Origin of the sequence: Bradyrhizobium sp. UFLA03-84, from assembly GCF_002289535.1 — a bacterium.
GTDB lineage: Bacteria > Pseudomonadota > Alphaproteobacteria > Rhizobiales > Xanthobacteraceae > Bradyrhizobium > Bradyrhizobium viridifuturi.
In genome coordinates, this window is the sequence record NZ_NSJY01000013.1 from 695,238 (window position 1) to 720,816 (window position 25,579).

General features: G+C 65.9%; 26 protein-coding genes. 15 read left to right on the plus strand and 11 right to left on the minus strand.

Annotated elements, in window-relative coordinates:
- The first annotated feature begins 165 nt into the window (after positions 1-165).
- The 7 genes from CK489_RS17380 to CK489_RS17410 all read left to right on the plus strand — a co-directional run bounded on the left by CK489_RS17380 (position 166) and on the right by CK489_RS17410 (position 6,559).
- Complete coding sequence (locus CK489_RS17380; RefSeq protein WP_198960944.1) at positions 166-1,095, plus strand: Gfo/Idh/MocA family protein; 930 nt, start codon at positions 166-168, stop codon at positions 1,093-1,095.
- A 2-nt stretch (positions 1,096-1,097) separates the two neighbouring features.
- The gene (locus CK489_RS17385; protein ID WP_095733096.1) at positions 1,098-2,168 is read left to right on the plus strand and encodes an aldose epimerase family protein; all 1,071 of its coding nucleotides are present in this window, start codon (positions 1,098-1,100) and stop codon (positions 2,166-2,168) included.
- A 35-nt stretch (positions 2,169-2,203) separates the two neighbouring features.
- Positions 2,204-3,082 (plus strand): SMP-30/gluconolactonase/LRE family protein, encoded by an 879-nt coding sequence (locus CK489_RS17390; protein WP_095733678.1) that lies wholly within the window; start codon positions 2,204-2,206, stop codon positions 3,080-3,082.
- A 59-nt stretch (positions 3,083-3,141) separates the two neighbouring features.
- Positions 3,142-3,876: a TetR/AcrR family transcriptional regulator gene (locus tag CK489_RS17395; protein WP_095733097.1), complete on the plus strand. Its 735-nt coding sequence runs from the start codon at positions 3,142-3,144 to the stop codon at positions 3,874-3,876.
- A 19-nt stretch (positions 3,877-3,895) separates the two neighbouring features.
- Positions 3,896-4,765 (plus strand): substrate-binding domain-containing protein, encoded by an 870-nt coding sequence (locus CK489_RS17400; protein WP_095733098.1) that lies wholly within the window; start codon positions 3,896-3,898, stop codon positions 4,763-4,765.
- A 5-nt stretch (positions 4,766-4,770) separates the two neighbouring features.
- Positions 4,771-5,688 carry a DUF1932 domain-containing protein gene (locus CK489_RS17405; protein WP_050627236.1) on the plus strand — a complete coding sequence of 306 codons (918 nt, stop codon included), beginning with the start codon at positions 4,771-4,773 and terminating at the stop codon, positions 5,686-5,688.
- Between the two features lie 88 nt (positions 5,689-5,776).
- A complete protein-coding gene (locus CK489_RS17410) occupies positions 5,777-6,559 on the plus strand; it encodes an SDR family NAD(P)-dependent oxidoreductase (RefSeq protein WP_050627130.1) in 783 nt (260 codons plus the stop codon).
- A gap of 314 nt (positions 6,560-6,873) precedes the next feature.
- On the opposite strand, the gene CK489_RS17415 is transcribed toward CK489_RS17410, so the two are convergent.
- Complete coding sequence (locus CK489_RS17415; protein WP_095733099.1) at positions 6,874-7,686, minus strand: enoyl-CoA hydratase; 813 nt, start codon at positions 7,684-7,686, stop codon at positions 6,874-6,876.
- Positions 7,687-8,064: 378 nt separating this feature from the next.
- On the opposite strand from CK489_RS17415, the gene CK489_RS17420 reads away from it, so the two are divergent.
- Positions 8,065-8,718, plus strand: a complete 654-nt coding sequence (locus CK489_RS17420) for a PilZ domain-containing protein (protein WP_050627132.1) — start codon at positions 8,065-8,067, stop codon at positions 8,716-8,718.
- A 20-nt stretch (positions 8,719-8,738) separates the two neighbouring features.
- Here CK489_RS17420 and CK489_RS17425 read toward each other — a convergent pair whose 3' ends face one another.
- Positions 8,739-9,440 (minus strand): hypothetical protein, encoded by a 702-nt coding sequence (locus CK489_RS17425; protein ID WP_095733100.1) that lies wholly within the window; start codon positions 9,438-9,440, stop codon positions 8,739-8,741.
- A gap of 173 nt (positions 9,441-9,613) precedes the next feature.
- Here CK489_RS17425 and CK489_RS17430 point away from each other — a divergent pair, with 173 nt between their 5' ends.
- The 4 genes from CK489_RS17430 (at position 9,614) to CK489_RS17445 (ending at position 14,448) form a co-directional block, all read left to right on the plus strand.
- Positions 9,614-10,234 (plus strand): class I SAM-dependent methyltransferase, encoded by a 621-nt coding sequence (locus CK489_RS17430; protein WP_095733101.1) that lies wholly within the window; start codon positions 9,614-9,616, stop codon positions 10,232-10,234.
- Positions 10,235-10,257: 23 nt separating this feature from the next.
- Positions 10,258-10,668: a DOPA 4,5-dioxygenase family protein gene (locus tag CK489_RS17435; RefSeq protein WP_050627135.1), complete on the plus strand. Its 411-nt coding sequence runs from the start codon at positions 10,258-10,260 to the stop codon at positions 10,666-10,668.
- A gap of 147 nt (positions 10,669-10,815) precedes the next feature.
- Positions 10,816-13,197 carry a putative bifunctional diguanylate cyclase/phosphodiesterase gene (locus CK489_RS17440; protein ID WP_095733102.1) on the plus strand — a complete coding sequence of 794 codons (2,382 nt, stop codon included), beginning with the start codon at positions 10,816-10,818 and terminating at the stop codon, positions 13,195-13,197.
- A 291-nt stretch (positions 13,198-13,488) separates the two neighbouring features.
- Complete coding sequence (locus CK489_RS17445; RefSeq protein ID WP_244486013.1) at positions 13,489-14,448, plus strand: DUF2778 domain-containing protein; 960 nt, start codon at positions 13,489-13,491, stop codon at positions 14,446-14,448.
- Positions 14,449-14,486: 38 nt separating this feature from the next.
- Here the strand turns inward: CK489_RS17445 and CK489_RS17450 are convergent, their stop codons facing one another.
- Positions 14,487-15,434 carry an AraC-like ligand-binding domain-containing protein gene (locus tag CK489_RS17450; protein WP_095733103.1) on the minus strand — a complete coding sequence of 316 codons (948 nt, stop codon included), beginning with the start codon at positions 15,432-15,434 and terminating at the stop codon, positions 14,487-14,489.
- A gap of 171 nt (positions 15,435-15,605) precedes the next feature.
- Between CK489_RS17450 and CK489_RS17455 the strand changes: the two genes are divergently transcribed.
- Positions 15,606-16,862, plus strand: a complete 1,257-nt coding sequence (locus CK489_RS17455; protein WP_095733104.1) for an acyl-CoA dehydrogenase family protein — start codon at positions 15,606-15,608, stop codon at positions 16,860-16,862.
- Here CK489_RS17455 and CK489_RS17460 read toward each other — a convergent pair.
- From CK489_RS17460 to CK489_RS17495, 8 genes are read right to left on the minus strand one after another with little or no spacing between them, the layout of a single operon-like run.
- Positions 16,859-17,902 (minus strand): cobalamin-independent methionine synthase II family protein, encoded by a 1,044-nt coding sequence (locus tag CK489_RS17460; RefSeq protein WP_198960945.1) that lies wholly within the window; start codon positions 17,900-17,902, stop codon positions 16,859-16,861. The two genes, CK489_RS17455 and CK489_RS17460, sit on opposite strands and share 4 nt — an antisense overlap.
- Positions 17,903-17,934: 32 nt before the next feature.
- On the minus strand, positions 17,935-18,804 hold the full coding sequence (locus CK489_RS17465) for a fumarylacetoacetate hydrolase family protein (protein ID WP_095733105.1): 870 nt from the start codon (positions 18,802-18,804) through the stop codon (positions 17,935-17,937).
- Positions 18,801-19,466: a polysaccharide deacetylase family protein gene (locus CK489_RS17470; RefSeq protein ID WP_095733106.1), complete on the minus strand. Its 666-nt coding sequence runs from the start codon at positions 19,464-19,466 to the stop codon at positions 18,801-18,803. Before CK489_RS17470 ends, CK489_RS17465 begins: the two co-directional genes overlap by 4 nt.
- 12 nt (positions 19,467-19,478) lie before the next feature.
- Positions 19,479-20,279 carry an ABC transporter permease gene (locus tag CK489_RS17475; protein WP_095733107.1) on the minus strand — a complete coding sequence of 267 codons (801 nt, stop codon included), beginning with the start codon at positions 20,277-20,279 and terminating at the stop codon, positions 19,479-19,481.
- 7 nt (positions 20,280-20,286) lie between these two features.
- A complete protein-coding gene (locus tag CK489_RS17480; RefSeq protein WP_245350402.1) occupies positions 20,287-21,093 on the minus strand; it encodes an ABC transporter ATP-binding protein in 807 nt (268 codons plus the stop codon).
- Positions 21,072-21,827, minus strand: coding sequence for an ABC transporter permease (locus tag CK489_RS17485; RefSeq protein WP_095733109.1), 756 nt, complete (start codon positions 21,825-21,827; stop codon positions 21,072-21,074). The genes CK489_RS17480 and CK489_RS17485 overlap by 22 nt, the downstream gene beginning before the upstream one ends.
- A 1-nt stretch (position 21,828) precedes the next feature.
- Complete coding sequence (locus CK489_RS17490) at positions 21,829-22,794, minus strand: ABC transporter substrate-binding protein (protein ID WP_095733110.1); 966 nt, start codon at positions 22,792-22,794, stop codon at positions 21,829-21,831.
- A 57-nt stretch (positions 22,795-22,851) separates the two neighbouring features.
- Positions 22,852-23,577, minus strand: a complete 726-nt coding sequence (locus CK489_RS17495; protein WP_095733111.1) for a GntR family transcriptional regulator — start codon at positions 23,575-23,577, stop codon at positions 22,852-22,854.
- Between the two features lie 193 nt (positions 23,578-23,770).
- On the opposite strand from CK489_RS17495, the gene CK489_RS17500 reads away from it, so the two are divergent.
- Positions 23,771-24,820 (plus strand): aromatic ring-hydroxylating dioxygenase subunit alpha, encoded by a 1,050-nt coding sequence (locus CK489_RS17500; RefSeq protein WP_198960946.1) that lies wholly within the window; start codon positions 23,771-23,773, stop codon positions 24,818-24,820.
- Between the two features lie 5 nt (positions 24,821-24,825).
- The gene (locus CK489_RS17505; RefSeq protein ID WP_095733113.1) at positions 24,826-25,572 is read left to right on the plus strand and encodes a GntR family transcriptional regulator; all 747 of its coding nucleotides are present in this window, start codon (positions 24,826-24,828) and stop codon (positions 25,570-25,572) included.
- Positions 25,573-25,579: the final 7 nt, after the last annotated feature.

Consider the following 25,579-nt stretch of genomic DNA (forward strand, 5'->3'; position numbering starts at 1 on the left):
CGAACTCTGGATGAGACCAGCGCCGAAACCGGCCCGTCACAGCGGGACGTGGCGGGCTTGCGCGCCTGCAACCAAAGTCCGATCATGCCGTTGGTATTCGGCATTGGCTTGTGATTCTCGCCGCTCGGCATCGGCCGGCCGGTGGGCAGCAGCGCGAGGACGGCCATGAGTGACCTGCTTCGCATCGCCATCTTGGGTTTCGGCGAGATCGCCGGCCGGCAGCACCTGCCTGCGATCGCGAAGACATCGGGCGCGGCGCTGGTCGCGGTGGTCGATCCGGTCAAGACCCCGCCCGGCCTGCCGCATTTCCGCGATCTACCGGAATTGTTGCGCGACGGGCCGGAGATCGATGCGGTCGCGCTGTGCACGCCACCGCAGACACGTCATGCGCTGGCCGCTGCCGCGCTCGCCGCGGGCAAGCATGTGCTGCTGGAGAAGCCGCCGGGCGCCACGTTAAGCGAGCTCACGCCGTTGATCGCCGCCGCGCATCAGGCGGGCCGGACGTTGTTCGCGACATGGCATTCGCGTTACGCACCCGCGGTTGGTCCGGTGCGCAAGCTGATCGCCGGCCGCACGATCAACAAGGTGGCCGTCATCTGGAAGGAAGACGTCCGCGTCTGGCATCCCGGCCACGCCTGGATATTCGAGGCAGGCGGCTTCGGCGTGTTCGATCCCGGCATCAACGCGCTATCGATCCTGACCGAGATCCTGCCGTATCACGTCTTCGTCAAAAGTGCGCTGCTGGACTTTCCTGCCAATCGGGAGATGCCGATTGCAGCAGCAATCGAACTGTCCGATGCGTACGGCTTGCCGATCCACGCCGAGTTCGATTTCCGCCAGGCCGGGCCGCCGAGCTGGGACATCCTGTGCGAGACCGACGCAGGGCCCGTGACATTGTCGAAAGGCGGTCGGCAGCTGCGCGACGGCAACCGGCTGGTGGTCGATGCCACGGATGAGGAATACCCCGCCCTCTACCGCCGCTTCGTCGCGCTGACGTCGGACGGAAAATCCGACGTCGACCTCGCGCCCTTGCAGCTCGTCGCCGATAGCTTCATGCTGGGGCGACGGCGCCTCGTCGAGGCGTTCGAGGACTGAAGATGAAATCAGCCAGCATCGCGCGCGCCCCCTTCGGCACATTGCACGACGGCACAACGGTCGAGCGCGTGACGCTGCGCGGCGCGCAGGGGTTTGAGGCCGCGATCCTTCCCTTCGGCGCGACGCTGCAAGCGCTGCGCACGCCGGATCGCGACGGGCATTGCGACGACGTCGTGCTTGGCCATGACGAGTTCGACGGTTACCTCGCGCAGCGCAAGTTCTTCGGCGCGACCATCGGGCGCTACGCCAATCGCATCGCCGCCGCGCGCTTCATGCTCGACGGCGAGGCGGTGACACTTGAGGCCAACAACGGTCCCAACGCGCTGCATGGCGGGCCGCAGGGCTTTGATCGTAGGCTGTGGCGGATCGTCGAACTGTCGGATGAGCCGGGGCCGACGCTGGTGCTTGAACGCGAAAGCCCGCATGGCGAAGAGGGCTATCCGGGTACGCTCCAGACACGGGTGACCTATTGCGTGCGCGCTCCGATGGAACTCTCGGTCACCTATGAGGCGACGAGCGACAGGCCGACCTACCTTAATCTCACCAACCACAGTTTCTTCAATCTCGACGGCGCGCGCTCAGGCAGGCAGATCCTCGACCATCGCTTGACGATCGCGTCCGACCATTTCCTTGCGGTGGACGCCACGGCGATCCCGTTGCCGGGGCCGCCGCGGCCGGTCGACGGCACACCGTTCGACTTCCGCAAGCCCACGGTGATCGGCGCGCGGATCAGGATGAATGACGAGCAGCTGCGGCTCGGGCGCGGCTACGATCACAATTTCTGCCTGGCCTCGGGGACGGGCCTTCACTTTGCCGCGCGCCTCGAGGCGCCGCACAGTGGGCGCGTGATGGAGCTGTTCACCGATCAGCCGGGATTGCAGTTTTATTCCGGCAACTTCCTCGACGGCTCGACCTCCGGCAAGGGTGATCGGCTGTATCGACAGTCCGACGCGCTCTGTCTCGAGCCGCACGCCTGGCCGGATACGCCGAACCGGCCTGACTTTCCATCGGCGCGGCTCGATCCCGGCCAGATCTACCGGCGCAGTATCGTCTACCGATTTTCAACCGTGTGAGTGACGCAATGACGGACCGTGCCGCCGAGCCGCTGATGGAAGAGGTGCCTACATCCGTGCTGTCGGCCGAACGTTGTCATCTCGGCGAAGGCCCGACCTATGACGCCGCGACCGATACCGCCTGGTGGTTCGACATCCGCGAGCGTCGCCTGTTCGAGCATCATTTTGCGGCTGGCCGCACCGTCATTCACGCGCTGCCGAAGATGGCGAGCGCGTTGGCGCGGATCGATGGCGAGCGGCAGCTGATCCTGACCGAGGATGGACTTTACGTCCGGCAAGTCGCCGGCGGACGCCTCGAGCTGTTCGCCGCGCTGGAGGCCGACAATCCGCTGACGCGCTCCAACGATGCACGCGTGCATCCGTCGGGTACGTTCTGGCTCGGCACCATGGGGCGCCAGGCCGAGCAGGGTGCCGGCGCGATCTACGCGCTGCAGGGGGGCCGCATTACACGGCTCTATCCCGGGATCACGATCCCGAACGCAATCTGCTTTTCGCCCGCGGGCGACGTCGGTTATTTCGCCGACACCGCGACCAACGTCCTGCATCGCGTGCCGCTCGATCCGGCAACGGGATTGCCGACCGGCGAGCCCATCGATCTGATCAGACATCACGGCGGCGGCGGGCTCGACGGCGCTGTCGTCGACGCCGACGGGATGATCTGGAATGCGCGCTGGGGCGGTGGCTGCGTCGATGTCTACGATCCATCCGGCCGGCACCTGCGCTCGCTGAAGGTGCCTGCGCGCCAGTCGAGTTGCCCGGCCTTTGTCGGCCGCGATTTCTCGCGCGTGCTGGTCACCTCGGCCTGGCAGGACATGAACGAGGCGCAGCGCGCGACCGATCCCGGCCACGGCCAGACCTTCCTGCTCGATGCGGCGGCACGCGGCCGGGCCGAGCCTGACGTGAGATTGTCCTGACCGCGGGCTTGCCGCAGGTATTGTTGACGTGACCTGAATATTTGGACGATAGTACAAATATGGTCCGTAAGCCCGCCAAGTCCAACGTCAAGGCCGTCAGCACCCGCAAGCCGAACATGCGCGAGGCGATCCTTGCCGCAGCAGAGGAGTTGTTCTCGACCTACGGCTTCAACGCCGTCTCGGTGCGCGACATCGCGCAGGCCGCCGGCGCCAATCCCGGCAGCGTGACCTATCATTTCAAGACCAAGGACGGCCTGCTGCTCGAGATCTATCGGCGTCACTGCGGCCCGATGAACCGGCGGCGCTCCGAGCTGTTGGCGGCGGCGCGGCGGGTGCGCGATTTGCAGGACCGACTGGAGGCGATCGTGCGTGCCTATGTGCTGCCGGCCTTCAGCTCGGGCAGCGACCTCGCCGGCGGCGGAACGCGGTTCACGCGGCTCCGCGCAATCATGTCGGCCGAGGGCAACGAGGTGGTGCGCAAGATCATCGCGCAGACCTTCGACGACACCAGCCACGCCTTCATTGACGCGATCCATGACAGCCTGCCGCATATTCCGCGCACCGATCTGGTCTGGCGCGGCCACTTCCTGCTCGGCGCGCTGTACTACACGCTGGTGACGCCGGAGCGGGTCTCGCGGCTGTCGCGCGGCAGCGCCGACGGCAGCGATGCCGGCCATGCGATCGAGGAGTTGGTGCGCTCGACCGTTGCCGCGCTGCAGGCTCCACCGCTCGATCCGGCGATGCCCGCACCGCGCAAGGCGCCGGGCGCGGTGCCAGGACGAGCGCTGACCTGATCCCGCGGAGTTCGTCGCCATGGAGAAACTTCGGCTGCGCATCGTGCTTGGCAATCACCCGCACATCCAGGCGGTGAAGCGTGGTGAGCTGTGTTCGGAGCAGTTCGATCTCGACTTCACCGAGTTCACGCCGACCAATACCGCGTTCAAGCCGATGGTGCGTGAGCAGGCGTTTGACGTCTGCGAGATGGCGATCGTGACCTATCTGATGGCAAGGGCGCACGGCAAGCCGCTGGTGCTGCTGCCGGCGGCGATGGTCGGCCGCTTCCAGCATGGCCACGCACTCTATCGCGCCGATCAGGATCCGCTTGTGCCTGGTGATCTCGAAGGCAAGCGGGTCGGCATCCGCTCGTTCACGACCACGACAGGGGCGTGGATGCGCGGCATCCTTGCCAATGACCATGGCGTCAATCTCGACAGGATCAATTGGGTGACGTTCGAGGATCCGCACGTCGCCGAATATGTCGACCGCACCGAACGTGCACCGAAGGGCAGCGCCATCATCGAGATGCTGAAGCGTGGCGAGCTCGATGCCGTGCTGGGCGAGACCTCGAGCGATCCGGCGCTCAGGCCATTGTTCGCCGATCCGGCGGCAGAGGCGACGCGGTGGTACGCGCGGCATGGCGTCGTGCCGGTCAACCATCTGGTGGTGGTGACCGAACAGCTCGCGACCTCGCGGCCCGATGTGGTGCGGAGCCTCTACGATCTTCTCAAGCGCGCCAAGGCGAGCGCCGGTCCGGCGAGTGTGCCGGATCTGCTGCCGTTCGGCGTCGAGGCCAACCGCAAGCCGCTCGAACGGATGATCGACTATTGCGCCCAGCAGGCGTTGATACCGCGACGTGTCGCGGTCGACGAGCTGTTCAACGCCACAACACGGGACTTGAACTGATGACCATCTCCGGCGATCCCAGGCAATGGCAGGTCGGCATGCTCGGCTATGGCGAGGTCGGCCGCATCCTCGCCGAAGATCTGCGCCAGCAGGGCATCAAGGTCGCAGCCTACGACATCAAGCTCGACCGCGGGCAGGGCGCGACGCTGCGCGCGCATGCGGCCGAGATCGATGTCGTGCTTGCGGAATCGCATGCCGATCTCGCGGCGCGGGCCGATTTCATCATCTCGGCGGTGACGGCGAGCCAGGCGGTGCCGGTCGCCGAGGCCTGCGCGCCCGCAATCCGGAACGGCGCCTGGTTCCTGGATTTCAACTCGGCCTCGCCCGGCGCCAAGCGGCGCGCGGCGGCGCACATCGATGGCGCCGGCGGCCGCTATGTCGAGGGCGCGGTGATGACCTCGCTGCCGCCGTACCGGATCAAGGTGCCGCTATTGCTCGGCGGCCAGGGCGCGCGGGCGCTGGCGCCGCTGCTGGTCGCGCTCGGATTCGCGGCGAAGGTTGCGAGCGACGAGCTCGGCGTGTCCTCGGCGGTCAAGATGTGCCGCAGCATCATGATCAAGGGCCTGGAGGCGATGGTGATCGAGAGCTTCACCACAGCGCGCGCCTACGGCGTCGAGGACGCGGTGCTCGCCTCGCTCAAGGAGACTTTTCCCGGCATCGACTGGGAGAAGCAGGGCGCCTATTTCTTCCAGCGGGTGATCGAGCATGGCCGGCGGCGCGCCGAGGAAGTGCGCGAGGTGGCGGAGACCGTGCGCGAGGCCGGGCTGACGCCATGGTCCGCATCCGGCACCGCCGAGCGGCAGGGCTGGATCGCCGATCTGGCCGACGAGGGCGTGTTCGGGCGTAAGGGAATGGCTGACTTCGCCCGCAGCGCCGATTGGCGGACCGAGGCCGACCGGATTCTCGCGCGCATCAAATCCTGAGGGCTGCGCGCGCGGAGAATCCGCCGCGTTCCCTGCCGCCGCACAATACGCTATTGCTCTATGAACAATTTGTTCTGGAGACACTCCCATGAAGAATTCCGGCAAGGTCGTCGCCATCACCGGAGCGGCGCGTGGTATCGGCAAGGCCTGCGCCGCGCGCTTCCTGGCCGATGGCGCCAGGGTCGTCATTTCGGATGTCGACGCCGCCGGGCTCGTCCACGCCGCCCAGGAGCTCGGACATGACGATCGGTTGCGGGCCGTCGAAGCCGACGTCAGCAAGCGCGCCGATGTCGATCGTATCGTCGCGACCGCGGTGAAGGAGTTCGGCCGGCTCGACGTCATGGTCAACAATGCCGGCGTCGCGCGCAACCGCGACTTCCTCGACATCACCGAGGCCGAGTTCGACGACGTGATGGGGATCAACCTGAAGGGCGCGTTCTTCGGCGTGCAGGCCGCGGCGCGCCAGATGATCGCGCAGGGCGGTGGCGGCGTCGTCGTCAACATGTCCTCGGTCAACGCACTGCTCGCGATCCCCTCGCTTGCGACCTACGCGATGTCTAAGGGCGCGATGAAGCAGCTGACCTCGGTGGCCGCCGTGGCGCTGGCGCCGCACGGCATTCGCGTCGTGGCGGTCGGGCCCGGCACGATCCTGACCGAGATGGTGGCGACCGCGATCTTCTCGTCGGAGGACGCGCGGCGCAGCGTGCTGTCGCGCACGCCTGCCGGCCGCTGCGGCGAGCCGAGCGAGGTTGCCTCCGTCGTGGCGTTCCTCGCCAGCGACGATGCCTCCTACATCACCGGCCAGACCATCTATCCCGACGGCGGGCGGTTGATCCTCAACTACACGGTGCCGGTCTCGGAGAAGAAGTAGGGCGCTGCTAAAATATCGAAAACAACCCCATGCAAAGCAGCGGCCGGCGGTCGAACAGGCGACTTGACACGTCGGGCAACTCAGGGATAGATTTCTAATATTCAGAAATTGCGCAGGCGGCGTCCCCATGCTCTTCATCGCCCGGTTTAACCGGGCGATCCAGTTCGCCGCGGCTTCTCGGTTCAACAACATTCGTCTCTGGAATACTGGATCGCCCGGTCAAGCCGGGCGATGACAGTTTGTTGCGTGGCGGCAGGGTCGCGTGCTCCGATCCGGTACCGGTGCGCAGCCAGGCCACTGCCCCGACCGCATCGCTACCGACCCTTGAACTGCGGTTTGCGCTTTTCCATGAAGGCGTTGCGGCCTTCGCGGAAATCGGCGCTGTCCATGCAGTCGATGCCGATCTGCTTGATCGCGGCCATGTCGCGGTCGGCGGGGTCCTTCAGCACCTGCGCGATGGTGATCTTCGCGGCCTTGATCGCCAGCGGCGCATTGCCCGAGATGGTGCGCGCGATCTCCATGGTCGCGTCCCAGAGTTCGGCATCGGGCAGCACGCGATCGACCAGGCCGATCCGCAGCGCTTCCTCGGAGTCGATCCGCATTCCGGTGTACATGATCAGCCGTGCCCAGGACGGGCCGACCAGCGACACCAGATGGCGCAGCCCGTCATAGCCATAGGCGATGCCGAGCTTGGCGGCGGGAATGCCGAACTGGCCGCTGGCGCCGGAGATGCGGATATCGGCCAGCATCGCGACCTGCATGCCGCCGCCGAGGCAGAAGCCGCGGATGCAGGCGATGGTCGGCTTCGGGTAGTCGGCGAGCAAGGCGCGCTGGGCGGCGCTGCGCCGTGAATATTCCTCGGAGGCTTCCGCGTTGTGGCGGGTCTTCTCGAACTGGCTGATGTCGGCGCCCGACACGAAGGCCTTGTCGCCGGCGCCGACCAGGATCACGACGCGGACCCCCGGATCGTCGCGCTGGGCGGTCAGCGCCTCGCCGAGCCCCTCCCACATCTCCAGCGACATCGCGTTGCGCTTGCCGGGGTTGTTGAAGGTGATGACGCCGACGCCATCGACCACGCTTTGCAGGATCTTGCCGTCGGCGAGCGACTTCTCTGAGATGTTGGGCATATGAGCGTCCGGTCTGATTTCATCCAAGGCTAGCACCGGCTCGCGCGCTGAGGCAGGCGGTTTAGGGCACGGCGCGATTGCATCGGCGTGCGGCAACTCTCCCGGTAGTTGTACGGCTCGCAAAATAAACTGCCGCGTAAGGGTTGCGCCATAGAGTGCGCCACCCGCGCTCCGTCCCGGCTTAACGTTTTCCTAGGCTTTCGACGGTACGACTGTACGCACCTGCGCGCCAGGGTCCTCCCGCGACGCGCTGGGACGCATGCCCGCGGCCTTCCCGCTGCAAGCGCGTCGGTAGCGGAAGTCCCACCACCGGACCGACCCGGGATGTCGGTCAATCCAGACTCCGTGCACTCACATCGCCTCCGGCGAGGTCCAGTCGTGTCCGTCGAGAAGTTTCTCAAGCAACGCGCTGTCAGGATCACGGTCAACGGCAGCTACACGCTGCCGAACTGGTACGACGCGCAGGGCAAACTGCGCACCTTTGCCTGCCGCACCACCCGCGTGTCGCCGTTCCGCATGATCGTGGACGTACCCGTCGTCGGCAAGGTCGGCGACAGGCTGACCTCGTATTTCGAGGAGTTCGGCAAGTTCGAGGGCTGCATCACCGACACGATGAGCGGCAGCTTCCTGCTCGAACTCGAGATGACGCATGCCAAGCGCGAGAAGTTCGCCGACAAGCTGACCTGGATCGAAAAGAAGCAGAAGGATCCGAGCATCCGCGAGGCGCGCAACAATCCGCGCTTCGTTCCCGTCGTGCCGCACGCGATGCTGACGCTGGCGGACGGCACCATGCAGAGCTGCTTCATCATCGACATGTCGCTGTCGGGCGCCGCGGTATCCTCGGAGGTGCAGCCGCCGGTCGGCATGCCGCTGGCGATCGGCGCCTGCGTCGGGCGCGTGGTCCGGCATCTGCCGAACGGCTTCGCCATCAAGTTCGTCGAGAGCTACAAGCAGGGTGACCTCGGCCGCCTGATCGCGCGCAAGTCCAAGGATCTGCTGGTGGTGTCCGCCGACGCGGACCCTGTCGCCTGACCGCCGGCTTCGCCGCTTCCCTACAGCTGTTCCGGATCTTCGGCCGCGCGCATCCGCGCGATGCTGTCTTCCGTCGCAGCGGCGCCTGCCGCTGCGATCGCGATCTCGCGCGCCAGATTGGTGCATTCGGCCCATAGCAGGAAGAACACCAGCGGCGGCCGCTCGCGCGCCTCCAGCATCTGCCCGCAACGCTCCGCGGCGCCGTCGAGCGCCCACCACTGCCGGGCGACGACCATCACCTTGCGGAAGCTGCGCAGCGTGCCGGAGAATTTTTGCGGATCGGCGTTCACGATGGCGCCGCAATGGTTCAGCCAGTTCAGCGCCGCATAGATCGCGATGCCGTAATCCTCGATCGCGCTGCCTGTGAAATCGACGACGGTTTTGTCGTGTGCCTGCTGGCGCAGGAAGGCGTCGATCATCTCGGCCTGGCGCGCCGGATCGGTCAGCAGCGCGGTGTCCTTCCGCGGCACCATCGGGATATAACGCATCGCTTCGAGGCGGGTGTGCTCCCAGATCGCCCTGGCATCGCCGAGCAGGTCGCCGGGCTTGCGCTTGCACGCCGGATAGGCCAGCACGCCGTTATCGGCGAGATCGAGATAGCGCGGCACCACCTTGTCGAGCGCGGCGAGAAACGCCGAGGGATCGCTGAGGCCGCGCAAGTCGCTGGCGGCGTCCTCCGCTTGTCCAGGCTTGTTGACGCGTGTCCAGCCGAAATTGGCCATCCCCGGGGCGCCCCGATCTCAACCTGCCGGTCAGGTTAATTGGAAAATGCGGCGATGCAAATGCGGCATTTGCCGCCGCGCGGCTGCTGCCGGTTGACGCGGGATGGCGCCGCGCCTAGCTCATGGTTAACCGTACGCAACGCAGCTTGCCACAGCTTTCCGGACGCATCGCAATGACCGCTTCTGATCGCCGATCGCATTGGCAGACCGTCTATCTCAGCAAGGGCGAACAGCAGGTGAGCTGGTCGCAGGCCGATCCGCAGCCGTCGCTGCGCCTGATCGAATCCGTCGCACCTCGCCGCGACGCGTCGATCATCGATATCGGTGGCGGGGCCTCGCGCCTTGTCGATGCGTTGCTGGCAAGCGGCTTCCATGATCTGACCGTGCTCGATCTTTCCGAGGCGGCGCTGGCGAGCGCGCGGGAGCGGATCGGCGCGACTGGCGAAGCGGTGCGCTGGGTGGCCGACGATGCGACCGTCTGGCAGCCGCCGCGGGCTTTCGACATCTGGCACGATCGCGCGGCGTTTCATTTTCTCGTCGAGGACAACGATCGCGCGGCCTATCTCGACCGGCTGCATCGCGGTGTCAGGGCAGGCGGCCACGCCGTGATCGGCACCTTCGCACTCGACGGTCCCGAGAAATGCAGCGGCCTGCCGGTGCAGCGTTATGATCCGGCAACGCTCGGCCGGGCCGTCGGTCCGGCCTTCGAGTTGATCGCGCATGAGGCGCACCGGCACGTCACGCCCTGGGGCGCGACGCAGTCGTTCCAGTTCAGTGTGCTGCGGCGCAAGTGACCGGCCGCACGAGGAGAGGTGAGATGACGGACGCGCCACGGACGATCGGCGAGATCGCGAGCTACCACGCCCATGTCTATTACGACCCCACGACCAGCCGGGGCGAGGCGGAGCGCCTGCGCAACTGGATGGGCGATCGTTTCCTGGTCACGCTCGGGCGTTGGCACGACGTCAAGGTCGGCCCGCACGACCAGGCGATGTATCAGGTGGCGTTTGCGGCCGAGCTGTTTCCGACCCTGGTGCCGTGGCTGATGCTGAACCACGGCAGCCTGAGCATCCTGGTCCATCCCAACACGACCAATCCGCGCCGCGACCATCGCGACGATCCGCTCTGGATCGGCACGCCGCTCGCCGTCCATGCCGACAAGCTGCCTGAAGAGGCCGAAATGGAGCACGCGCCGGCGCCGAATACGTCGCCGACCTTGCGCCCCTGAGTGCTGCGGCCGGGTCGGCGGACGCGTAAAGTTTGACGCAATTCTATTACAACCAAGTCGTTTCAAACTCATCGCGTTTTGCAACGTGAGGTTAAGTCGCAATTCCTAGGCTTGCCCGATAATTTCAGGGGTCGGCCGCATTTGGGCATGTTCTTTTCATTCCGAAGCTGGGCGCTGTGGCGGGTCGTCGGGCCTCTGCTGGCGATCGTGCTGCTGCTGGGCGGCCTGTCGGCGGGCAGTCTTCAGGTGATGTCCGCGGTCAGGGCCTATGTGGCGGGCGAAAGCACGTGGTCGAAGGGACAAAAGGACGCCATTCACTATCTCCAGACCTATGTCAGCACCGGCGCGCCGCTCTATCTGCAGAAGTTCGACGCCGCGATCGCGGCGCCGCTGGCCGATCGCACGGCGCGGCGCGCGCTGGAATCGCCGGGCAACAACGACGCGGTGGCCCGCGCCGGTTTTGCCGAAGCGGGCAATCATGATGACGACATTGGCGGCCTGATCTGGCTGTTCAAATATTTCCGCAAGATGCACCACGTCGCTGGCGCGGTGACAGCCTGGCGGAATTCGGATGCGCTGCTCGATCAATTGATCGAAATCAGGAACGAGGCCGCGAACGACGTCGCGCTGCATGATCCTTCGGCTGCGACCATCAAGCACTGGTCCGAGCGGATCGGCGCGGTCGATGCCGCACTGAGCACGCTCGCGGTCGATTTCTCCGACGAGCTGGGCAAGGCATCGCGTCAGGTTTCCGCGCTGCTGCTGCTGGTCAATCTCGTGATTGCGGCCTGCCTTGCCGGCATCGTCCTGTTCCACACGCGGCGGATGCTCTGGCGGCGCTGGCTGGCCGAGACCGCGCTCGCGGTCGAGAAGGAACGCGCCCAGCTCACGCTGGCCTCGATCGGCGATGCGGTCATCGTGACCACGCAGGACGATTGCGTCGGCTACATGAACGCCGCCGCACAGCGGCTGATCGCGACGGGACAGGACGTGACCGGATGGCAGCTTTCATCGCTGTTCAACATCGCCGAGCAGCCGGTGAGTGGATCGTTCCAGAGCGCGGATGGCGATGACGAAAGCCGGCCGCAGCAGCGGCTGCTGGTGCGGCCGGATCATTCCAGCGTGCCGGTCTCGGTGGTCGAGACCCCGATCGTGCATGCCGGCGAACCGTCCGGCCGCGTCATGATCATTCACGACATGACCGCCGAGCGGCGGCTGGTCGAGGAATTGGCCTGGGCGGCCTCGCACGACGCGCTCACCGGCCTCGCCAACCGGCGGCAGTTCGAGTTCGAGCTGCACAAGGCGATGTCGGGCACGCCGGCGACGAGCGCCGATCTGATGCTGATCGACCTCGATCAGTTCAAGATCGTCAACGACACCTGCGGCCACATGGCGGGCGACCGGCTGTTGAAACAGGTGGCGAGATTGCTGACTGCCGAGGTTGGCGGCAGCGGGCTGGTTGCCCGGCTCGGCGGCGACGAATTCGGCATTCTGCTGCGCGACGACGGCTCCGCCATGCACGACGTGGCCGCAGAGGTCGCGGAGCGGATCAGGGCGGTGGTCGAGCAGTCGAGCTTTGTCCATGAGGGCTCGAGCTTCAGGATCAGCGCGAGCATCGGCCTGGTCGGGCTTGCCGACAGCGCCGGCGTACAGGACGCGCTGCGGCTCGCCGACGTCGCCTGTTTCCTTGCCAAGGACAAGGGACGCAACCGCGTCCAGGAGCACCGTCCGTCCGATACCGGCATGGCGGTGCGGGTCGCCGAGATGAGCTGGGTCAATCGCATCCGCAAGGGATTGGACGAGGGCCGCTTCTGCCTTTACGAGCAGGAGATCCGCCCGGTGAACGGCATGCTGAAGGGCAACGACCGGCGCGAGTTGCTGCTGCGCCTGCGCGACGAGAGCGGCGCCCTGGTGCCGCCCGGCAGCTTTCTGCCCGCCGCCGAGCGCTACGGACTGATGCCGCTGATCGACCGCTGGGTGGTGCGGCGCGCCTTCGAGATCATCGCCGAGCGCAAGCACCATCCGCGCAAGATTGCGAGCTATGCCATCAACCTGTCCGGCGCCACCATCGGCGACAGCGACTTCGTCGACTTCGTCGCCGAGCTGTTCGCGCAGCACGACGTCCCGCCGGCGCTGGTCTGTTTCGAGATCACCGAAACCAGCGCGATCTCCAACCTCGACGAGGCGCAGAAGTTCATCGCGCGGTTGCGCGAGATCGGCTGCAGCTTCTCGCTCGACGATTTCGGCACCGGCATGTCCTCGATCGCCTATCTGAAGCACCTGCCGGTCGACATCATCAAGATCGACGGTTCGTTCGTGAAAGAAATCCTGAACAGCAAGGTCGACCGCGCGATGGTGGAGATGATCACCAAGACCGCCAAGATCATGCAGAAGCAGGTGGTCGCGGAGTTCGTCGAGAGCCTCGCGATCCTGGACGAGCTGCGCCAGATCGGGGTCGACTACGTCCAGGGTTACGCGATCGGGAAGCCGGTCCCGGTGCTGACCCTCCGGGAAGAAAAGATCGCCTGAGTCGGCGAAACTGTCCCGAATCGGGACTATTTTATCCGTTTCGGCCCTTACGGGGCTGATTCCCCGGCACTTTCCATCCGAAAAACGTTTAAAAAACCTGTCGTTGCCGGCTTCGTCTCGATTATGCCTTACTCTAATTCCCTGATATGATGAGTGATCGGTGAATCCCACGTGGGCCGGCTAACAGGCCCCAGAACACCGAACTTGGGGATGATGGGTCAACGTACGACGAAAGCTGCCGGGCGCAAGTCAAGCCGCGGCATGTCTCTGGTGGGCAGCACGGCGTTCGCCGTGAGCGCGCTCGTCCTGTCGTCTGGCCTTGCCGCCTGGATGGTCGGCATCGACCCGACCGCATGGCTGCATGGACCGGCCCTCGCCAACACCACGGCCTCGTTGAATTTCGACGATCGCTTCGGCTCTCGCTCCACGATCAACACGGCTTCGCTCTACTATCCTCTGCGCCGCGGGTTCCGTTCGAGCCGCGGCGATTTCAATTCCGAGTTCGGTCAGATCGAGGACGCGCTGTCTGGTCAGCTGCGTGACACGCAGACCGAGATTCCCGACAGCCAGCCGGCGTCGGCCTCCGTCGCGGCTACGACCACGACGACGGCACCCGCCGTGCCGATGCCGCGATCGCGGCCGGCCGAAGCCAATCTGCTGGCGCGCAACGATCTGCCGCCTCCGCCGCAGGCGCCGGTGCAGCAGGGCGACAACCGGACGTTCCTGCAGAAGATCGCCGACATGATGCCGGGCAAATTGCAGCTGGCCTCGATCGATCCGAATGACGGCTTGCTGTCCGGTCCGAGCCCCGATCTCGGCGCGCTCGGCTATGACAGCACCACGGCGGTCTACGACATCACCGGCCGCATCGTGTACATGCCCGACGGCACCAAGTTCGAGGCGCATTCAGGCCTCGGCAATCTGCTCGACGATCCGTCGCATGTGAACGCCCGCAACGCCGGTGCGACGCCGCCCGGCATCTACGAGATGAAGCCGCGCGAAAAGCTGTTCCACGGCGTGCCCGCGCTGCGCATGACCCCGGTCGATGGCAGCGATACGTTCGGGCGCGTCGGCCTGCTCGTGCACAGCTACATGCTCGGGCCGAACGGCGACTCCAATGGCTGCATCTCGGTCAAGCATTACGACCGATTCCTGCAGGCCTATCGCAGCGGCACGATCAGGCGCATTGCCGTCGTGGTCAGCATCAAGGACGTCAAGTCGGCCTCGACCCGCGCGGCGTCGAACTCTTAAAGCCGCGCGCCGGCATGGCCGGCGTATCAACCCCTTCTTCAGTTCGTGTCCTCGTCTCCGACGCGCATAGCGCCGGGCGAGGTGCCATAGGCGCGGCGGAACGCACGGGCAAAACTCTCGTGGCTCTTGAACCCGACACGCAACGCGATCTCGCCGATCGGAAGATCGTTCAATCGGGGATCACGAAGCTGGTTGAGGCTGTGGCGGAGCCGCGCGTCGCGGACATGCGCTGCCAACGTCGTTCCGGCGTCGGCGAGCACGGCAAACAAATGGCTGCGCGAGATCTTCAGATGCCGGCAGATATATTTCGCCGAGAGTTGCGGATTGTGCAGCTCGTCCAGGATGAAGCTCTGGATTTGCCGCAGCATCGCTTCGCGCGGTGATGCCGATCCGGCCGCCGGCACGCCGATGGCGGTCGCCCGCAGCAGCAGGCTTTCGAGCTGGCTGGCGGCGAGGTCATCGACGAGCGCGAAATCGTCAGGAATATCGCGCAGCGCGCCGAGATAGGCGGAGGCGAGCCGGCCCGCGCCGCGGCCGGCGATGACGTTCGGCGGCCGGCCCGACATCTGCTGCAGATGTCGCCTTAGCCGCGTGCCGGGAATCGTGGCGCAGATCAGGTCGCAGCCCTGCTCGAACCGCATCGCGAAGGGCTCGTTGGTGTCGAGCAGGACGATGTCGCCGGGGCGCGCCAGTGTTTTCTGCCCATACTGCTCGACCACGGCATCGCCGGTGATCTGGAGATTCGCGAAGAACGATCCATCCTGGAAGCTGCCGATTCCTTTCCGCGTGCGATGGATGGCATTGGGCACGGACTGCACGCGCGACAACGGCAGTGCCGCGCTGCCGATGCTGGTGATGGCGCCATCGAAATCGTCGGGCGAGATCTTCTCCGGTTCGAGCGGCAGATAGGTCCGCAGCACCGCTTCGCGCCAATAGGCGAAGCGGTCTGCCGGTGCGACGTCGTGCATATTCCAGGTTGCGCCCATGTTCGCGTGCCGGAGTTTGCCTGTCAGGACGGAAGCCGGCCATGAGCTTACAATCAATTGCCGTGCCAGTCAGGCGGACATTTTGCCAAACCGGCGTGGACGCAGCGTCAATGACTTCGGCCGGCCGGCATCTCACCTTCGGCCATTCGACCCGCCGGAGGAGAGCCGACCATGCCGATCGATTTCACCCTGACCAGGGAACAGCGCGAGCTGCAGATGTCCGCCCGTGGCTTCGCGCGGACCGTGCTTTCAGGCGTCGCCGACGCAACCCGCCATCTCGCCACGCCTGCGGAGCGCTTCGCGGCCACGCGGCCGTTCTATGAGCAGGTGGTCAAGGCCGGCTTCCTGCGCCGGATGATCCCTGCGCCGCTCGGCGGCGAGGGCACCGGCGTGTTCGACATGGCCATCGTCGCCGAGGAGTTTCAGTCCGTCGACGTCAACGTCTCGCTCACGCTGTTCGGTTCGCTGCTCGGCCTGATGCCGGTGATGCTGGCGGGGTCGCCGGCGCAGCAGAAGACCTTGATCGCGCCGTTCCTCGAACGTGCCGGCGCGCCGCTCGCCGCCTTCGCCTTCAGCGAGCCCGGCGGCAGCGCGAACTTTGCCTCGCCGGTGCCGGGAACGGGCTTGCGGACGGCGGCGCATCTCGACGGCGAGGACTGGGTCATCACCGGCGCCAAGCAATGGGTGTCGAGCGCGACCGGCTGGGACGGCAACGGCGCCGACCTGATCTGCGTGGTCTGCCGCACCGATTCCGCTGCGGCGCCCGACAGCGCGATCTCCGTGGTCGCGGTGCCGCGGTCCGCCGGTGGCATCAAGGGCATCGCACTCGAACGCGCGGCCGACCTGATGGGGCATCGCGCCCATCTGACGCCGCGCTTCCGGCTCGAGCAGGTCCGCACGTCCAGGAACAATGTGCTGGGAGGCGTCGGCGGCGGCCTGCAACTGGTGGAGATGAGCTTTGCCGGCACCGCCGCGCTGGTCGGCGTGTTCGGTGTCGCGCTGATGCGGGCCGCCTTTGACTATGCGCTGAACTTCGCCAGGGGCGAGCATCGCGGCGGCGCGGCGCCGATCATCGAGCACCAGGCGGTCGGCTACGCACTGGCCGATGCCAAGATGGCGATCGAGGCGGCGCGTTATCTAAGCTGGAAGGCCTGTCACGCCATGGACAGCAATGCGCCCGGTGCCTTCGAACTCGCGCTGCACGCCAAGGTGTTCGGCTCGGAAACCGCGGTGAAGGTGATCACCGATCTGATGCGCGTGGTCGGCATCGAAAGCTACGACCACCAATGTCCGCTGGCCGGACTGTTGCAGGATGCGATGGCCTATCCGCTGTTCGACGGCGGCAACATGGGCGTGCGCCGCCGCCAGCTTCATGCACTCTTGAAGAGCCCCGGATACGACCCGCTGACTGCGTCGGGCGCCGCTTAGCCGATCTCCTTCCTGACCATCGCGGCGGCGTCACACATCGCCTTCAATTTTCCGAAAGCGACCGGCCGCGGCATGTATTTCATGCCGCAGTCCGGTGCGACCACCAGCCGCTCGGCCGGCACATGCTTCAGGCCGTTGCGAATCCGATCGGCGACGACGGTTGCGGATTCGATCTCGGGATTGCCGAGGTCGAGCACGCCGAGCATGATCTTCTTCGACGACAGATCCCTGAGCACGCCGAGATCGAGCTTCGGCTGTGCTGCCTCGATCGAAATCTGATCGGCGATGGTGTCGTCGAGTTCGGCGAGGAAGGAATAGCCGGCCGGCTTGGTCGAGCCCGGCACGACAGCGGCATAGCCGAAGCAGAGATGCACCACCGTCGGGATGCTGATGCCCTGTAGCGCACGATTGATCGCTTTCACCGCATAGCGCTTCGCCAGCTCCGGGTTGTTGCGTACCCAGGGCTCGTCAAGCTGGATGACGTCGGCGCCGGCCTTCTCAAGGTCGCGCGCCTCGGCATTGACGGCCTCGGCGAAGGCCATCGCAAGCTCCTCGTCGTCCTTGTAGAATTCGTTCTTGGCCTGCTGGCTCATGGTGAACGGGCCGGGCAGTGTGATCTTGGCGGCGCGGTCGGTGTTCTTGCGCAGGAACTGCATGTCATGTAGCTCGACCGCCGCCTTGCGCTTCACCGGGCCGACCACGCGCGGCACCGGCGTCTGCGTGTTGCCGGTGCGTGCGGTGATCATTGCGGGATTGTCGGCATCGACGCCGTCGAGCGCGGTGGCGAAGCGGTTGGAGTAGCTCTCGCGGCGGATCTCGCCATCGGTCACGATGTCGATGCCGGCGCGCTCCATGTCCCGGATCGCCACGATCGTCGCGTCGTCCTGTGCTTCCTCCAGATGCTCGGCCGGCAGCCGCCACATCGCGTGCATGCGGGTGCGCGGCACCGATTTCGACAGCATCGCACGATCGACCAGCCATTCGGGCTGCGGATAGCTGCCGACGACGGTGGTCGGCAGCAGATGCGTGGGCAGGTTCATGATGTCCTCCTTCTCGTTGTCGTGCGGCCGGATCAAGCCGCGCGCGTTGCGGTTGCCGCGGTTTCGTCCTTCACCGGATTGAGCAGCACGCCGATGCCGGAGATCTCGACCTCGACGACGTCGCCTTCCTTCATCCACAGCGGTGGCGTGCGATAGGCGCCGACCCCGCCGGTGGTGCCGGTGACGATGACGTCGCCCGGCACGAGCTCGGTGAAGGTCGAGCAGTAGGCGATCAGGGTGGCGACGTCGAACACGAGGTCCGAGATCGGCGCGGCCTGCACCTCGACGCCGTTGAGCCGGGTCGCGATGTGCTGCTTGCTTATGTCCGTCAGTTCGTCCGACGTCACCATCCAGGGTCCGAAGCCGCCGGTGCCGACGAAATTCTTGCCCGGCGCGAATTGCGAGGTGTGGCGCTGCCAGTCGCGGATGCTGCCGTCATTGTAGCAGGCATAGCCGGCGACATGGCCGAGCGCGGCCTCGCGCGCGATGCGGCGGCCGGCCTTGCCGATGATGACGGCCATTTCGCCCTCATAGTCGAAGCGCTCGGATTCCAGCGGCCGGATCATCGGCTGGCCGGCGCCGACCTGACTGTTGGCGAAGCGGGTGAAGATCATCGGATGCGGCGGCGTCGGATGGCCGCTCTCGGCAAGGTGCGTCGCATAGTTGACGCCGATGCAGAAGATCTTGTCCGGATCGGGAACGGTCGGCAGCAGCTCGACATCCTTCAGCGCGTGATCGGCGGGCTCGTTCTGCAGCTTCTTCAGCTCGTTCAGCGAACCCGTCGTCAGCAGCGCCTTCAGCGTCGGATACGCCTTCAGCCGCTTGCCGGCGTCGATCACCCCCGCATCGGTCACGATGCCGTAGCTTGCGGTGCCCGCCGCCTTGAAACTTGTGATCTTCATGGTCTCTCACTCTCTTCGATGGAGGAAACATAATCCCGGATGGGAAGCGCGATCTCGCCGTTGCGGATCGGGACGCATTGCGGCGGAAAATCCTGACGGAAGCGGGCGCCGTTCGCCGTGGCGCGATCGAGGAAGCGGCCGAGATGCCCCATCGCGCCGGTCGGCAAATCGTGCAGCACCAGCAGCGTCCATGGTTGCGCGCGGCATTGCTCGAGCGCGCGGTCGGTCCAGCCGTCGGGATCGTCCCAGTCGTGCGGGATCGCATTCCAGAGCACGCAGCTATGCTTGTTATGCGCGAGATAATCGACCACGGAGGGTTTCATGAGCCGGTCGTCGAGATTGCCGCCGCCGCCGAACGGCCGGAACCAGCGGTTGGGATGGGCGAGCTCGCCGATCACAGCCTGGGTCCGGCCGATCTCGCGCTCGGCCGTGTCCACGCCGGGTTGCAGGCCGAGCGGCGTGCTGTGAGTAAAAGTGTGATTGCCGATCCAGTGGCCTTCGTCGTGGGCGCGGGCGGCGAGGCGGCGGCGTTCGGGATCGCTGAGCTTCTCGCCGATCACGAAGAACGTGGTCTTGATGCCACGCTCGCGAAGGATATCGAGCACAAGCGGCGTCACGTCGGGCTCGGGTCCATTGTCGAACGTCAGGGTGAGGTCGAACACGCAGCGATCCCCTTACGTCGCCGGCTGCATCGCGCCGGAGCCGACCTCGTCGGCGGCGCCCTGGCCAGCGCGGGTTCCGGTCTGCCAGATCGCGGCCTTGCGCTCGACCCAGCGGATCGCGGTGTTGAAGGCGACCGCCATGAACAACACCAGCAGCACGCCGGCGAACACGTGCGGGCTGTCGAGAATGGTGCGGTAACGCGAGATCAGATAACCGATCCCCGCCGAGGAGATCAGCATCTCCGAGACCACCACGCCGACGATGACCAGCGCACCGCCGATCCGCAGGCCCGACAGCACGGTCGGGATCGCGGCGGGAATGATGACGCGGACCAGCCGCTGGCTCAGCGTCGCGCCCATGCTGCGGGCGGCGAGCAGCAGCTGCGGGTCGATGGTCTGGATCCCGGCCGCCGTCGCCAGCATGGTCGGCAGGAAACCGTAGATCGAGGCGAAGGCGATCTTGGATTCCGAGCCGATGCCGAGCCACACGGTGAACACCGGGTAGAGGATCACGAGCGGCACCGCATAGAGGCTGGAGACCATCGGCATGATCAGCAGCCGCGGGCGCGGCAGGCTGCCGACGATGGCACCGAGCAGGATGCCGCCGCCGCAGGCGAACGCCATCGACACCGCGACCTCGTAGAGCGTCACCGCCAGCGCGTGGCCATATTCGGCGGCCTCGTTCCAGCCGGCGAGCAGGGTCGAGGACAGCGACGGCAGGAACAACTCGGGGACCAGGCTGGTGCGCGGCAGCAGCTCCCACAGCACGAGCAGGCCGATCACGATCAGATGGCGAAGGGCTTTCGCGCTCATCGCCGTCTCACGCCGATTTGCGGATGTGCCGCCAGATGCGGTCGCGCAGCGCGCCGAACGCATCTCCGCTCAACATCTCGTAGGTCCGCGGCCGCGGCAAGCTAACCTGCAGCTGATCGACGATGCGGCCCGGCCGCGGCGACATCACGATCACCTCGTCGGCGAGATAGACCGCCTCGGTCAGGCTGTGGGTGACGAACACGACGGTCTTGCCGGTCGCGGCCCAGATCCGCAGCAGCTCGTCGCCCATCGTCATGCGGGTCTGTTCGTCGAGCGCGGCGAACGGCTCGTCCATCAATAGCACCGGCGGATCCTGCACCAGGCCGCGCGCGATCGAGACGCGCTGCTTCATGCCGCCGGACAGTTCGTGCGGGTGGCGCTTGCCGAAGCCTTCGAGGCCGACCAGCTTGAGCGCATCCTGCGCCTTGGCCCGGCGCTCCGGCTTGGCGACGCCGCGCAGTGCCAGCGGAAACTCGACATTGTCTTCGGCGGTCAGCCATGGAAACAGGCTCGCCTCCTGGAACACCACACCGACGCGGTCCGGATCGGGCTGCGGGATCGGTGCGCCGTTGATGGTGATGGTGCCCGTGGTCTGCGCGCGCAGTCCGGCCATCATCATCAGCAGCGTGGACTTGCCGCAGCCGCTCGGGCCGACCAACACGACGAAGCGTCCCGGCTTGATGTCGAGCGAGACATCCTCCAGCGCGACGACGTCCTGGGACCTGGTCCGGAATACCTGGCCGACATTCCTCACCTCGATCGCGCCGGCGCGCGGCGGCGGCTTCAACGGTGTCACGTTCGCCAGTGGCTGCATCGTGTTTCCACCCATCTGATCAGTTCATTGAAGGTCATGGCGATCGCGGCGACCATTACGACGCCAGCGAGCAGCTGCTTCATCTGGAAATTCTCACCCCAGGTCGCGATCTGGTGGCCGATGCCGTCGCGCGAGGCATACATCTCGGCGAGGATCACGCCGGTCAGGTTGAAGATCATCGAGATCCGCAGCGCTTCCAGCAGCACCGGCAGCATGCTCGGCAGATAGACGCGGAATGCTGTCTGCGCGCGCGTGGCGCCGTAGGAGCGGGCGACCGTCAGGTGCTCGACTTTGACCGATTCCACCGCCGTCGTGGTCGACATGATCACGATGAAGATCGTCGAGAAGAAACCGAACCCGACCTTCTGGGCGAAGCCGACGCCGAACACCAGGATGAACATGGGCAGGAAGATCGATTTCGGGATGCTGAAGGCAAAGAACAGCAATGGCTTCGCCACATCGGCAAAATAGCGGTTCTCCGCGATCAGGAAGCCGATCAGCGCACCCATCGGCACCGCCAGCGCGAAGGCGGCCAACACCTCGGTCGCGGTCACCAGCAGGTCGGTCCGGACGCTCGACCGTTGCAGCAGGTCGCCGAGCGTTGCGAACGTATCCGATGCCGACGGCAGCAGGCGCGGATTGACGACCCCGGTCCGCGACAGCATTTCCCACAGCGCGAAGATCGCGATCACGATCGCGACCCGCGCGAGCTTGATGGTGATGGTGGCCTGCATCCTATGGCTTGGTCGGAACCGGCTTGAACTTGGTCGAGATCACGTCCTCGACCGGAACGATGTCCTTCAGTCCGCCGAGCTTGGCGAGATCGAGCGACAGCTGCACGGCCGCCGGCACATTGGCCGCGCCCATGTCGCCGTCGGTCTCGAGCTTCATGATGGTGTTGTCGTATTCCATCGCAGCGATTTCGGGCGGCATCTCGTAGAGATCGGCGATCAGCTTTACGGTGGCGTCGCGGTTGGCGCGCATGAACTGCAAGGCGCCATAGAGCGCATTGACGGCCTTCTGCACCACGTCCGGCTTGGCCTCGGCGAACTTGTCGAGCACGATCCAGCCCGCGGTGAGGTTCGGCGGCGCCGCGGTCGCATAGTCGAGAATGGTCTTCGCTTCGCCCGACTTGGCGACCTGGAAGCTGAGCGGCGAATAGACCACCGCGGCATCGACGTTACCGGCGAGCAGGTTCGGCACCAGGCCGCCGCCGCCGACCGGCACGCGGGTGAAGTCGATCTTCTTGTCCTGGATGGTCCAGAGCGCGAGCAGGTCGGAGCCGGAGCCCGCCGCGGTGATCCCGACCTTCTTGCCGTTGAGATCCTTGACCTCGAGCGTCGACTTGGCGGGCACCATCAGCTGCCAGCCGAAATTGCCCATCGCAGCATTGGCGACGATCCGCGACATCACGCCTTTCTTGCGGCCGGCTGATACCAGCGACGGCGGATCGAGGATGATGTCGGCGGCGCCTGCCGCCATGCCCTCGAACGTCTCGGCGCCGCTGCGGTAGACGGTCAGCTCGGCCTTGATGCCTTCCTTCTCGAACAGCTTCTGGCGGACCGCGGTCTCGGCGATCGTCGTCGGCCAATAGGTTTTGGTCGGCAGCCCGACGCGGATCGTGTCGGTCGCGAAGGCCGGGCCGGCCAGCAGGGTGGTGGCGATCAGGGTTGCCAGCGCGCGGCGTCGCGTGATGCTCATGGTTCTGTTTCTCCCGGATATCGATTGTTGTTATTTCGGCGCTTTGCGCGCCGTGGATCAGGACGTGCCGTTGACCTCCGCAATGCGCGGCGCCGCGAGCTCGACGAATTCCCTGGTGGTGCCGAAGTGCTTTGACAATGCGCGAACTGCCGCATCCGCATCGCGCGCGAAAACCGCGTCCACAATCGCGGCGTGCTCGGCCTGGACGTCGCGCGCCCTGCCGACCTCGCGGCGGATCGAAAGCCGCCGGTAGCGCTCGCTCTGCTCATGCAGCACGTCGCGGAAGCCGAGCAGCCATTGCGACCCGCAGGCGTTGACCAGCGCGCGATGGAAAATGCGGTGGCGGACCACCCATTCCTCGTAATGCACGGTGGGGTCGTCGGGATAGCGATGCGGCACGGCCTTCAGCGATTCCCAGGCCGCGGCGACCGACGACAGCCAGGCCTCGTCGCCGCGCTCGATCGAGCGCCGCAATGCCAATCCCTCGATGTCGATCCGGGTCTGCGTGACATCGGCGAGATCGGCGAGCGAGACCGGACAGACGCGAAAGCCGCGCTGGTCGGAGGCCTGCACCAGGCCGTCGGCCACCAGGCGCGACAATGCCTCGCGGACGGCGGCGAGGCTGACCGAGAACTGCTTGGCGAGCCCTGCGATGTGCAGCTTCTGGCCCGGAAGCAGCCGGGTCGACAGGATGTCGGCCCGTAGCCGCTCCTGAACCGCCGATGTCAGGCTTCGCGGCCCGTCGCCGGCCAAGCCCTCGCGAAAACTCAACCCGATGTTCATGGCCTTGCAGACTGGCGGACGCCCCTATCGTCGTCAATCGAAAATCGATTTTCCTGGCCGAACGATCTGGTTCTGCCTCTAGATGTATACTGAATATGACTTATGCGGGCTTTATCCATCGAATTTCCTAGATAGATTGCCAGATTTCCGACGCTAATGTATACAGTATGAATTCACAAGAGGGAGGAATCTCGTGCCAAAGCCCTTTCCCATGAACGCGTGGTACGCGGCCGGCTGGGACGCCGAGATCAAGCATGCTCTGTTGCCGCGAACGATCTGCGGCAAGCACGTCGTGATGTACCGCAAGGGCGACGGCGAGGTGGTGGCGCTCGAGGACGCCTGCTGGCATCGCCTGGTGCCGCTCTCCAAGGGCAGGCTCGACGGCGACACCGTGGTCTGCGGCTATCACGGCCTGAAATACAATGCGCAGGGCCGCTGCACATTCATGCCCTCGCAGGAGACGATCAATCCGTCGGCCTGCGTGCGCGCCTATCCCGTCGTCGAGCGCCATCGCTTCATCTGGCTCTGGATGGGCGATCCCGCGCTGGCCGATCCGGCGCTGGTGCCCGATATGCGCTGGAATCATGATCCGGCCTGGGCCGGCGACGGCAAGACCATTCACGTCAAATGCGACTATCGCCTCGTCGTCGACAATCTGATGGACCTGACGCACGAGACCTTCGTGCACGGCTCGAGCATCGGCAATGACGCGGTCGCCGAAGCGCCGTTCGACGTCACCCACGGCGAGAAGACCGTGACCGTCACGCGCTGGATGCAGGGCATCGAGGCGCCGCCGTTCTGGGCCAGGCAGTTGCAGAAGCCGGGTCCGGTCGATCGCTGGCAGATCATCCGTTTCGAGGCACCGTGCACCGTCAATATCGACGTCGGTGTCGCACCGGCCGGATCGGGCGCGCCGGAGGGCGATCGCTCGCAGGGCGTCAATGGCTATGTGCTCAACACCATCACGCCGGAGACCGAGAAGACCTGCCACTACTTCTGGGCCTTCGTCCGCAATCACCGCATCACCGAGCAGCGCCTGACCAGCGAAATCCGCGACGGCGTCGCCGGCATCTTCCATGAGGACGAGATCATCCTGGAGGCGCAGCAGCGCGCGATGGACGAGAATCCGGACCGCGTGTTCTACAATCTCAACATCGATGCGGGCGCGATGTGGGCACGCCGCGTCATCGACCGCATGGTGGCGAAGGAAAATCCGCCGCAGCAGCTGCAGGCGGCGGAGTAGGCGGCATGGCGGAGCGCGAGGCCGAGCGTTCAGTGTCGCAGACTGTGCGGGCGCAGCTCGCGCTGCGTGAACTGATTGTTTCCGGCGGCCTGCGGCCGGGCGAGCGCATCTCGGAATTGCAGGCGGTCGAGGTCACCGGGGTGTCGCGCACGCCGGTGCGGATGGCGCTGGTCCGGCTGGAAGAGGAAGGCCTGCTGGAGGCGATCCCGTCCGGCGGCTTCATGGTCAAGGCATTCTCCGAGCGCGACATTCTCGATTCGATCGAGCTGCGCGGCACGCTGGAGGGATTGGCCGCACGCTTTGCCGCCGAGCGCGGCGTCTCGTCGCGCGATCTCGAGCCGTTGAAGGAATGCCTCAATGAGATCGACGCCCTGGTGCGACAGGAGCCGATCTCGATGGAAGCGTTTTCGTCCTATGTCGCGCTCAACGCGCGCTTCCACGCGTTGTTGGCCGAGCTGTCGCGCAGTCCGCCGCTGATCCGGCAGATCGACCGCGCCTCGGCGCTGCCGTTCGCTTCGCCGAGCGGCTTCGTGATGGCGCAATCGGCCTTGCCCGAGGCGCGCCAGATTCTGCTGATCGCGCAGGACCACCATCGCGTCGTGGTCGACGCCATCGAGAACCGCGAGGGCGCCCGCGCCGAGGCGATCATGCGCGAGCATGCAAGGCTTGCGGCGCGCAATCTGCGGCTTGCACTGCGCAACCGCACCCATCTCGATCTGCTGCCGGCACTGGCACTGATCTCGGCCGGCTGAACGGAGC

What these genes read in the sequence shown, in the direction of transcription:
- CK489_RS17380 (WP_198960944.1), top strand. Translation starts at nt 166, where the DNA reads ATGAGTGACCTGCTTCGCATCGCCATCTTGGGTTTCGGCGAGATCGCC.
- CK489_RS17385 (WP_095733096.1), top strand. Translation starts at nt 1,098, where the DNA reads ATGAAATCAGCCAGCATCGCGCGCGCCCCCTTCGGCACATTGCACGAC.
- CK489_RS17390 (WP_095733678.1), top strand. Translation starts at nt 2,204, where the DNA reads ATGGAAGAGGTGCCTACATCCGTGCTGTCGGCCGAACGTTGTCATCTC.
- CK489_RS17395 (WP_095733097.1), top strand. Translation starts at nt 3,142, where the DNA reads ATGGTCCGTAAGCCCGCCAAGTCCAACGTCAAGGCCGTCAGCACCCGC.
- CK489_RS17400 (WP_095733098.1), top strand. Translation starts at nt 3,896, where the DNA reads ATGGAGAAACTTCGGCTGCGCATCGTGCTTGGCAATCACCCGCACATC.
- CK489_RS17410 (WP_050627130.1), top strand. Translation starts at nt 5,777, where the DNA reads ATGAAGAATTCCGGCAAGGTCGTCGCCATCACCGGAGCGGCGCGTGGT.
- CK489_RS17415 (WP_095733099.1), bottom strand. Translation starts at nt 7,686, where the DNA reads ATGCCCAACATCTCAGAGAAGTCGCTCGCCGACGGCAAGATCCTGCAA.
- CK489_RS17425 (WP_095733100.1), bottom strand. Translation starts at nt 9,440, where the DNA reads ATGGCCAATTTCGGCTGGACACGCGTCAACAAGCCTGGACAAGCGGAG.
- CK489_RS17430 (WP_095733101.1), top strand. Translation starts at nt 9,614, where the DNA reads ATGACCGCTTCTGATCGCCGATCGCATTGGCAGACCGTCTATCTCAGC.
- CK489_RS17435 (WP_050627135.1), top strand. Translation starts at nt 10,258, where the DNA reads ATGACGGACGCGCCACGGACGATCGGCGAGATCGCGAGCTACCACGCC.
- CK489_RS17440 (WP_095733102.1), top strand. Translation starts at nt 10,816, where the DNA reads ATGTTCTTTTCATTCCGAAGCTGGGCGCTGTGGCGGGTCGTCGGGCCT.
- CK489_RS17450 (WP_095733103.1), bottom strand. Translation starts at nt 15,434, where the DNA reads ATGGGCGCAACCTGGAATATGCACGACGTCGCACCGGCAGACCGCTTC.
- CK489_RS17455 (WP_095733104.1), top strand. Translation starts at nt 15,606, where the DNA reads ATGCCGATCGATTTCACCCTGACCAGGGAACAGCGCGAGCTGCAGATG.
- CK489_RS17460 (WP_198960945.1), bottom strand. Translation starts at nt 17,902, where the DNA reads ATGAACCTGCCCACGCATCTGCTGCCGACCACCGTCGTCGGCAGCTAT.
- CK489_RS17465 (WP_095733105.1), bottom strand. Translation starts at nt 18,804, where the DNA reads ATGAAGATCACAAGTTTCAAGGCGGCGGGCACCGCAAGCTACGGCATC.
- CK489_RS17475 (WP_095733107.1), bottom strand. Translation starts at nt 20,279, where the DNA reads ATGAGCGCGAAAGCCCTTCGCCATCTGATCGTGATCGGCCTGCTCGTG.
- CK489_RS17480 (WP_245350402.1), bottom strand. Translation starts at nt 21,093, where the DNA reads ATGCAGCCACTGGCGAACGTGACACCGTTGAAGCCGCCGCCGCGCGCC.
- CK489_RS17485 (WP_095733109.1), bottom strand. Translation starts at nt 21,827, where the DNA reads ATGCAGGCCACCATCACCATCAAGCTCGCGCGGGTCGCGATCGTGATC.
- CK489_RS17490 (WP_095733110.1), bottom strand. Translation starts at nt 22,794, where the DNA reads ATGAGCATCACGCGACGCCGCGCGCTGGCAACCCTGATCGCCACCACC.
- CK489_RS17495 (WP_095733111.1), bottom strand. Translation starts at nt 23,577, where the DNA reads ATGAACATCGGGTTGAGTTTTCGCGAGGGCTTGGCCGGCGACGGGCCG.
- CK489_RS17505 (WP_095733113.1), top strand. Translation starts at nt 24,826, where the DNA reads ATGGCGGAGCGCGAGGCCGAGCGTTCAGTGTCGCAGACTGTGCGGGCG.